The sequence below is a fragment of the Dyella sp. 01N36 genome, assembly GCF_056399745.1.
The window spans coordinates 1-8,607 of the sequence record NZ_JBFTRY010000148.1 but is presented as its reverse complement, the minus strand read 5'-3'; the positions used below and the strand labels follow the sequence as shown (position 1 = coordinate 8,607).

10 protein-coding genes are annotated in these 8,607 nt (G+C 65.0%); all 10 read left to right on the top strand.

The annotated features are described in order from the left end of the window. Positions 1 to 844, top strand: an 844-nt coding sequence (hisC, locus tag AC1DMG_RS17095) for a histidinol-phosphate transaminase (RefSeq protein ID WP_477180815.1), incomplete at its 5' end; no start/stop codon positions are given. Then, positions 841 to 1,905: a bifunctional histidinol-phosphatase/imidazoleglycerol-phosphate dehydratase HisB gene (gene hisB / locus AC1DMG_RS17090; protein WP_441603394.1), complete on the top strand. Its 1,065-nt coding sequence runs from the start codon at positions 841 to 843 to the stop codon at positions 1,903 to 1,905. The genes hisC and hisB, both read left to right, overlap by 4 nt. Next, positions 1,905 to 2,495, top strand: a complete 591-nt coding sequence (hisH, locus tag AC1DMG_RS17085; RefSeq protein ID WP_441603393.1) for an imidazole glycerol phosphate synthase subunit HisH — start codon at positions 1,905 to 1,907, stop codon at positions 2,493 to 2,495. The genes hisB and hisH overlap by 1 nt, the downstream gene beginning before the upstream one ends. Further along, entirely contained in the window at positions 2,492 to 3,220 is a 729-nt protein-coding gene (gene hisA / locus AC1DMG_RS17080; protein ID WP_441603392.1) for a 1-(5-phosphoribosyl)-5-[(5-phosphoribosylamino)methylideneamino]imidazole-4-carboxamide isomerase, read from the top strand. Before hisH ends, hisA begins: the two co-directional genes overlap by 4 nt. Beyond that, positions 3,214 to 3,984, top strand: coding sequence for an imidazole glycerol phosphate synthase subunit HisF (gene hisF / locus AC1DMG_RS17075; protein ID WP_441603391.1), 771 nt, complete (start codon positions 3,214 to 3,216; stop codon positions 3,982 to 3,984). The genes hisA and hisF overlap by 7 nt, the downstream gene beginning before the upstream one ends. A 23-nt stretch (positions 3,985 to 4,007) precedes the next feature. After that, entirely contained in the window at positions 4,008 to 4,640 is a 633-nt protein-coding gene (gene hisIE, locus AC1DMG_RS17070) for a bifunctional phosphoribosyl-AMP cyclohydrolase/phosphoribosyl-ATP diphosphatase HisIE (RefSeq protein ID WP_441603390.1), read from the top strand. Between the two features lie 257 nt (positions 4,641 to 4,897). Beyond that, complete coding sequence (locus AC1DMG_RS17065) at positions 4,898 to 6,292, top strand: FAD/NAD(P)-binding protein (protein ID WP_477180814.1); 1,395 nt, start codon at positions 4,898 to 4,900, stop codon at positions 6,290 to 6,292. A 126-nt stretch (positions 6,293 to 6,418) separates the two neighbouring features. Further along, positions 6,419 to 7,420, top strand: a complete 1,002-nt coding sequence (locus AC1DMG_RS17060) for a sulfate ABC transporter substrate-binding protein (RefSeq protein ID WP_477180813.1) — start codon at positions 6,419 to 6,421, stop codon at positions 7,418 to 7,420. 4 nt (positions 7,421 to 7,424) lie between these two features. After that, a complete protein-coding gene (cysT, locus tag AC1DMG_RS17055) occupies positions 7,425 to 8,249 on the top strand; it encodes a sulfate ABC transporter permease subunit CysT (RefSeq protein ID WP_477180812.1) in 825 nt (274 codons plus the stop codon). Then, positions 8,246 to 8,607 (top strand): ABC transporter permease family protein (locus tag AC1DMG_RS17050; RefSeq protein ID WP_477180811.1); only part of this gene is annotated, 362 nt, incomplete at its 3' end. The genes cysT and AC1DMG_RS17050, both read left to right, overlap by 4 nt.

Sequence of the window (8,607 nt, the reverse complement as noted above, 5' to 3'; positions counted from 1 at the left end):
CCTGCTGGTGCGCGCGTTCTGCCGCGCCGGTGAAGATGCGATCGCGATCCAGCCCCCCACATTCGGCATGTATGCGGTGAGCGCCCAGATTCAGAACGCCGGCATCGTAGCCGTGCCATTGCAGGCGGATTTCACGCTGGATGTGGATGCGGTGCTCGCCGCCGTCACGCCAGCGGTGAAGCTGGTGTTCGTGTGCACGCCGAACAATCCGACGGGGCAGTTGGTGCCCTTGCGTGACGTGACGCGTCTTGCTCAGGCGCTGGCCGATCGCGCGCTGCTGGTGGTGGATGAGGCCTATCTCGAATTCTCTGATGCGCCCAGTGCGGCCTCGCTGGTGAACCAGTTCGACAACCTCGCCGTGCTGCGCACGCTGTCGAAGGCATGGGCGCTGGCAGGCGCACGCATCGGCAGCCTGGTGGCCAACGAGGCCGTCATCGGCTTGCTTCGAAGCATCATCGCGCCTTATCCCTTGCCGCGCCCCTGTGTGGCATTGGCCATGCAAGCCCTGTCTGACGAGGGGCAGGCCGCAGCTCGTTCGCATATGGCCATCGTGCGCGAACAGCGTGAACGCATGCGTCGCGCGCTTGCGGAAATGCCTGGCGTCCGCGAAGTACTCCCTTCGCACGCCAATTTTCTGGCCATCCGCCACGATGACGCCGCCGCCGTCTATCAGTGCCTGCGAGACGCCGGCATCCTGGTGCGAGACATCCGCCGCTATCCGCGGCTGGGCGACGCACTGCGCATCACCGTTGGCTTGCCTGAAGAGAACGACCGGGTGCTCGAGGTGCTGCAGCAGACAGCGACGGCAACAGTGGACGGATCAGCCTCAGGACAACGTGCATGAGCCGCAAGATTCTCTTTATCGATCGCGATGGCTGCCTGATCGAGGAGCCGGAAGATTTCCAGATCGACAGCTTTGAAAAATTCGCCCTGCTGCCTGGCGTGATCGCTGCCTTGCAGCGCTGCGTGGCCGCCGGCTACGAGCTGGTGATGGTGACCAACCAGGATGGCCTGGGCACCGGCAGTTTTCCCGAAGAGGATTTCATCGGACCGCATGAACTGCTGATGCGCATCCTTGCCTCGCAAGGTATCAAGATCAGCGAGGTGCTGATCGACCGCAGCTTCCTGCATGAGCGCAAGGACACCCGCAAACCCGGCATTGGCATGATGCGCCACTACCTGGCGGACGACGGCTGGAGTCGCGCGGCATCGGCCATGGTCGGCGATCGCGAGACCGACCTGCAGTTCGCCGCCAACATGGGTGTACGCGGCTTCCAGGTGGGTTCCAATGGCCTCGGCTGGGACGAGGTCGCGCACCTGTTGCTCGACGCGCCGCGCCGGGCAACCGTGGAGCGCAACACGCGCGAAACGCGCATCGCGGTGAGCGTGAATCTGGACCAGACCGCGGAACCGCAGATCCACACCGGCCTGGGCTTCTTTGACCATATGCTGGAACAGATCGGCAAGCATGGCGGCTTCGCCCTCGCGCTGCGCTGCGACGGCGACACGCATATCGATGAGCATCACACCATCGAAGACTGCGCGCTGGCGCTTGGGCAGGCCTTGCGCCAGGCGCTGGGCGACAAGCGCGGCATTGGCCGCTACGGTTTCGTGCTGCCCATGGACGAAGCGCAGGCGAGCGCGGCGCTGGATCTGTCCGGGCGTCCGTATTTCGTCTTCGAAGGCCAGTTCCCGCGTGAACGCGTGGGCGATATTCCTACCGAACTGATTCCGCATTTCTTTCGATCCTTGTGCGAAACGCTGGGCGCCAATCTGCATCTGAGCGTGCAGGGCGACAATGCGCACCACATGGTGGAAGCCTGCTTCAAAGTGGTGGCGCGCGCCCTGCGTCAGGCGATACGACGCGAAGGCAGCGAGCTGCCCAGCACCAAGGGAGCACTGTGATGAGCGTGGTGCTGGTCGATGCCGGCGGCACCAATATCGGCTCGGTGCGCTATGCGTTGCAGCGCCTGGGTGTGGAGTCGTCGCTCACTGCGGATGCCGACACCATTCGCATGGCCGACAAGGTGATCCTGCCGGGCGTGGGCGCAGCAGGTCCCGGCATGGCGCGTCTGCATGAGCTCGGCTTGGTGGCGCTGATGCGTTCGCTGACGCAGCCGGTGCTGGGCGTATGCCTGGGCATGCAATTACTGTGTGAGCATTCGGAAGAGGGCGATACCGCGTGCCTCGGGGTGATACCTGCGACCGTGCGCCGCTTCACCGAGCAACCGGGCCTGCGCGTGCCACACATGGGCTGGAACCGCCTGCAGCGCCAACGTGAGCATGCTCTGCTGGATGGCCTGGACGACGGCGACTGGGCCTACTTCGTGCACAGCTATGCGGTACCCGCGGGCGACTACGCCCTGGCTCTCACCGATTTTGGGGGCGACTTCAGCTCGGTCATCGCACGCGGCAACTTCCACGGCATGCAGTTTCACCCGGAGCGTTCGGCCAAGGTCGGCGCCCGTCTGCTGAAGAACTTTCTCGAACTATGAGCTTTACCGTCATCCCCGCCATCGATTTGCGCGCTGGCCGCGTCGTCCGCCTCAAGCAGGGCGACTACGAGCAGCAGACGACGTATGACGTCGATCCGCGTTCGCTTGCCCGCGACTACGCGCAAGCGGGCGCCCAATGGTTGCATCTGGTGGATCTGGACGGTGCCCGCGGCGGCAGCCTGGAAAATCTCGCGGTGATCGAGGCGATTGCCAGCGACGGCATGCATATCCAGGCTGGCGGCGGCGTTCGAAGCGAAGCTGACGTGCAGCGGCTGTTCGACGCCGGTGTGTCGCGCGTGGTCCTTGGAAGCCTGGCGATTCGCGATCCGGTGATGGTGGAAGGATGGCTCGCGGCGCGCGGCGTCCATCGCTTCACGCTGGCCTTGGACACCTTGTATCGCGACAGCGCCTGGCGCTTGCCCAGCGCCGGCTGGACGGAGACGGAGTCCAGCACGCTGGACGAGCTCGCGCCGTGGTATGCACAGCGCGGCGCCAAACACCTGCTGTGCACCGATATCGATCGCGACGGCATGCTCGCCGGCTTCAATCTCGACTTGTACCGCTATCTGGCAGCAACGGTGCCGACGATGGCGGTGCAGGCCTCCGGCGGCGTCCGCTCGCTCGATGACATCCGGGCCGCACGCGATGCAGGCGCGAAGGGCGTCATCCTTGGTCGTGCGCTGCTCGAAGGCCGCTTCACCGTGAAGGAGGCACTGGCATGCTGAGTCGTCGCATCATTCCCTGCCTCGATGTGCGCGACGGCAAGGTCGTGAAGGGCGTGCGCTTCCGCGATCACGTGGTGATGGGTGAGATCGTGGATCTGGCGCTGCGCTATCGCGACGAAGGCGCGGACGAACTGGTGTTCTACGACATCACCGCCAGTCCGGAAGGGCGCAGCGTCAATCGCGGCTGGGTCGAGCGGGTCGCCAGCGTCATCGATATTCCGTTCTGCGTCGCGGGCGGTATTCGCAGCGTGGAAGAAGCGCGTGCCGTGCTGCATGCGGGCGCGGACAAGATCTCGGTCAATTCGCCGGCGCTGGAGCGCCCCGATCTTATCGACGAGCTGGCCGCAGCGTTCGGCGTGCAGTGCGTGGTGGTCGGCATCGACAGCCTGCGCGATGCAGATGGGGAGTGGCATGTGCGCCAGTACACCGGCGATCCCTCGCGCACGCAGGCGTTGCCGCGACGCACGCTGGACTGGCTGGTCGAAGCCCAGCAACGCGGCGCCGGCGAGATCGTGCTCAATTGCATGGGCAGCGATGGTGTGCGCCAGGGCTACGATCTGGAGCAGCTTGCCGCCGTGCGCAAGTTTTGCCTGGTGCCGTTGATTGCGTCCGGCGGCGCCGGCACGCCGGAACATTTTCGCGATGCCTTCCTCACCGCCGACGTCGACGGTGCGCTGGCCGCCAGCGTATTCCACTCCGGCGCCATTGCCATTCCCGCGCTCAAGCAGTCGCTTGCTGCGTGGGGCGTCGCTGTACGCACGTAACCACGCCATATCCGGTAATCACCATGAACGCCACTACGCTCGATCCCGACCAACTCGACTGGAACAAAGGCGACGGCCTGTTGCCCGCCATCGTCCAGCATTGGCTGACGGGCGAGGTGCTGATGCTGGGGTATATGAATGCCGAGGCCTTGGAGGCGACCCAGCGCATCGGCCAGGTCACTTTCTACAGCCGCAGCAAGCAGCGCCTGTGGACCAAGGGCGAATCGTCCGGGCATGTGCTGACGCTCAAATCGGTGCGCATGGACTGCGATGCCGATACGTTGCTGCTGCAAGCCGCGCCGCATGGACCGACCTGCCACAAGGGCACCAGCAGTTGCTTCGGCGAAGAAGTGCGACCGCCCTTGGGTTTCCTTGCTGAACTGGATGCGTTGATCGAGCAGCGACACACGCAGCGTCCCGCTGGCAGCTATACCACCAAGCTGTTTGAAGGCGGCATACGTCGCATGGCGCAGAAAGTGGGCGAGGAGGGCGTGGAGACGGCGCTTGCCGCCGTGGCGCAGGACGACGAAGCCTTGCTCAGCGAAGCGGCCGATTTGATCTACCACCTCACGGTGACGCTGCGGGCCCGCGGACTAGGCCTTTCCGACGTATCCGCCGTGCTTGCCCAGCGACATGCGACGAGTGTGTCGTCATAACCTCCCGGGAATGAGCCGCTTCACAACTGCACGGTTGGCTAGCACGGCCTTAACGGCTGCTGTGATTTCTTGTTACCCCATGCATTGACGTGCTTGCACTGCATGCGGCACGAAGCCGATGAGGCGACCGAGCCGCATCACGGTCTTGGGATGTGAAGGCTGTTTTCACCTGGGATTTCTTTCTGGGGGACGCAACGCGTAGTGATCTGCCTGCGGGCAGACCGCCAGGGGTTGGTGTCCCATTCGAGGATCGCGTTATGGCTGATGTGGCAGTGATCGGTGGTGGGGCGGCAGGCGCGGCGGCGTTCGGCGAGCTGCTCGCGCGATTCGATGGCGGCACGGTTCACTGGATCGTCGGTCAGCACGCACCGGGTCGCGGCGTGGCCTATGGCACCAGCGACAACCAGCACCTGTTGAACRTGCGCGCGGCCTCCATGGGCGTGTTCCAGGAGCATGCCGAGGATTTTCTCCAGCATGCATCGCGGCAGCTGGGCCAGGTGAAGGGTACGGATTTTCTACCGCGCCGGCTGTTTGGCGATTTCATCCAGGCGCAGGTTGGCGCGCGTATCGATGCGGCGCGCCRTGCCGGACGCAGTTTTCGTATTCACCCGCAGAGCGCGCGCGAAATCGTGCCGCGCGGCGAAGGCGGCTATGCGGTACGCGTGGGAGCCGATCGCTGGCTGGAAGTGGGTGATGTGGTGCTGGCGGTGGGCGCGCTGGCCCAACGTCCGTTGCGCACCGTCTCGACCACGGCGCTTGCCAGCGGCGCCTATGAACTTGACCCGTGGCGCCTTGATCGCCACCCGCAGGCGCCTCGTCGGGTGGTGGTGATCGGCACCGGCCTGACGGCGGTTGATACGCTGCTGTCGGCGGCCATCAGATGGCCGCACGCCGAACTGGTGGCGGTATCGCGCCATGGCCTGCTGCCGTTCAACCATTCGGCGCTGCCGTTGGCGCCGTATGCGCAGCAGGAGGCGCTCAATCAGGCTCTGCTGGCCAGCGACGGGGCCGCGGCCATGTTCCATCTGGTGCGTCGTGCACTGAGCGACGCTGGCGACACCGACTGGCGCAGCATCATCGACGGCATGCGTCCGATCAATGCCCGGCTCTGGCAGCAGCTCACGCATGCGCGGCGCCGCCAGTTCCTGCGGCATGCGCGCTGGATCTGGGAAGCAGCGCGTCATCGCATGGCGCCGGCCACGGGCGAGGCGATTTACCAGCTGCAGGAAGAGGGCAGGTTGCAGGTGCTGGCGGCACGCGTGCTCGATGTAGACGGCTCCGCGCCGCTGCAGGTGAGTTTGCGCGAACGGGCGACCCAATTGGTCAGCGTGCTGGAGGCGGACCTGGTGATCCAGGCGACGGGCCTGGACACCGCCGTGGCGTACGGCGCCCACGACCTGTTGTCGCAATTGCTGCGCGATGGTCTTGCCACCGCCGACCCCTTGCAGCTGGGCGTGCTGGCCCAGGCCGACGGCCAGCTGGTGCATGCCGACGGCCGCCTGCAACGCGGCCTGTACGCCATCGGATCGTTGTTGCGCGGCAACCTGTGGGAATGCACGGCCATGCCGGAGATACGCGCGGCAGCGCATCGTCTGGCCGTCCATCTGTCACCAGCCGTTGTCACGCGCGAGAGTGCGAGCGAGCTGCCCTGAAGCGCAAATCAGACGATTCTGCGCTGATATTGCGCAGGGTCGCGACATGAGGATATGCCATATTGCGATTTCGTCCGTTCCTCCGCCAACGCTAGTCTGCCGTTTCACCCTTCCGCAGGAGGCGCCATGAAGAAGTCCATCCTCGTACTGCTGGTCGCCATCGGCGTGCTGCTCACGGCCGCCGCTGCCGCCAAGGATGTCTCGCTGCTCAACGTTTCCTACGACCCCACGCGCGAGCTGTACCGCCAGATCAATACGGCGTTTGCCGCGCAATGGAAGGCGCAGCACGGCGACAGCGTCGCCATCCAGATGTCGCATGGCGGTTCGGGCAAGCAGGCGCGTTCGGTGGTCGATGGGCTGCCCGCCGACGTGGTGACCCTGGCGCTGGCCTACGACATCGACGCCATTGCCGATCGCGGCCTGCTGGCCAAGGACTGGCAGAAGMRSCTGCCGMACAACGCCWCGCCCTATACCTCGACCATCGTGTTCCTGGTGCGCAAGGGCAAYCCCAAGGGCATCAAGGACTGGGCCGATCTGGTGCGCCCGGGTGTGCAGGTGGTGACACCCAATCCGAAATCCTCCGGCGGCGCGCGCTGGAATTTCCTGGCGGCCTGGGGCTATGCGCTCAAGCAGCCCGGCGGCAGCGATGCGACCGCCAAGGCCTATGTGAAAGAGCTCTTCAAGCACGTGCCCGTGCTCGATACCGGTGCGCGCGGCGCCACCAATACCTTTGTGCAGCGTGGCATCGGCGACGTGCTGATCGCCTGGGAGAACGAGGCCCTGCTGGCCCAGCGGCAGTTGGGCAACAACGCGTTCGAGATCGTGGTGCCGTCGATCACCATCGTGGCGGAGCCGCCCGTGGCGGTGGTCGACAGCAATGTCGACAAGCACGGTACGCGTGCGGTGGCGCAGGCTTATGTGGAGTTCCTGTATTCGCCGCAGGGCCAGGAGATCGCCGCGAAGAATTTCTATCGCCCGCGTTCGCCCGAGCTGTCTGCGCGCTACGCCAGCCAGTTCCCGGTCACGCATACCTTCACGTTGAGCGATCTGTTCGGCGACTGGCGCCAGGCGCAGGCGAAGTTCTTCAACGATGGCGGTGTCTTCGATCAGCTGGGCGTGGGTAGCTGAGTTCATGCGTCGACGCGTGCTACCGGGGTTCGGCATCAGCCTGGGCTACGCGCTGGCCTATCTCGGGCTGATCGTCCTGCTGCCGTTGGCGGCCCTGGCGTGGAAAGCGTCGGGGATTGGTGTCGAGGGTCTGCTGCGCCTGCTGTCTTCGCCCCGCACGCTCGCCGCGCTGCGCCTGAGCGTGGTCGGTGCGGTGGTCGCAGCCCTTGTCAACGCCGTCGTCGGTCTTCTCGTGGGCTGGGTGCTGGTGCGTTATCGCTTTCCGGGACGCCRCCTGTTTGACGCCCTGGTAGACCTTCCATTCGCCTTGCCGACTGCCGTAGCTGGCATCGCGCTCACTACGCTGTACGCGCCCAATGGCTGGCTGGGACAGTGGCTCGAACCCTTGGGCATCAAGGTGGCCTATACGCCGCTGGGCGTGTTCGTGGCGATGGTGTTCGTGGGCTTTCCATTCGTCGTGCGTACCTTGCAACCGGTACTGGCATCGCTGGAGAGCGATGTCGAAGAAGCTGCCGAAAGTCTCGGCGCACAACGCTGGCAAACCTTCTTCCGTGTGATCCTGCCGATGCTTGCGCCGGCGTTGCTGACCGGCTTTGCGTTGGCGCTTGCGCGTGCCGTCGGCGAATACGGGTCGGTGATTTTCATCGCCGGCAATATCCCGATGCGCTCGGAAATCGCGCCCTTGCTGATCGTGCAGAAGCTCGAACAGTTCGACTACGCGGGCGCTGCGGCGTTGGGCGTAGCCATGCTGACGATATCGTTTGTCTTGCTGGTGCTGGTGTCCCTGCTGCAGCGCTGGAGCCATCGCTGGCAGGAGCGATCGCTATGAGCGCCGTGATGCGTTCCCGCCCGGTAGGGTGGCCGCGCCGCGTGGTGCACGTGGTGCTGATTGCCCTGGCGCTGGTCTTTCTCGTGCTGTTCCTGCTGCTGCCGCTGGCAACGGTATTCGTGGAGGCTTTTCGGCAGGGCGTGGCGCCATATCTGGAGGCGATCAAGCAGCCCGAGGCGCTGTCTGCCATCAAGCTCACGCTGCTGGTGGCGGTGATCGCCGTGCCGTTGAACCTGGTGTTTGGCGTGGCAGCTGCCTGGGCCATGACGCGCTTCGAGTTTCCCGGCAAGGCCTTGCTTGGCGCCTTTATCGACCTGCCGTTTTCGGTGTCGCCGGTGGTGTCGGGCCTGGTCTATGT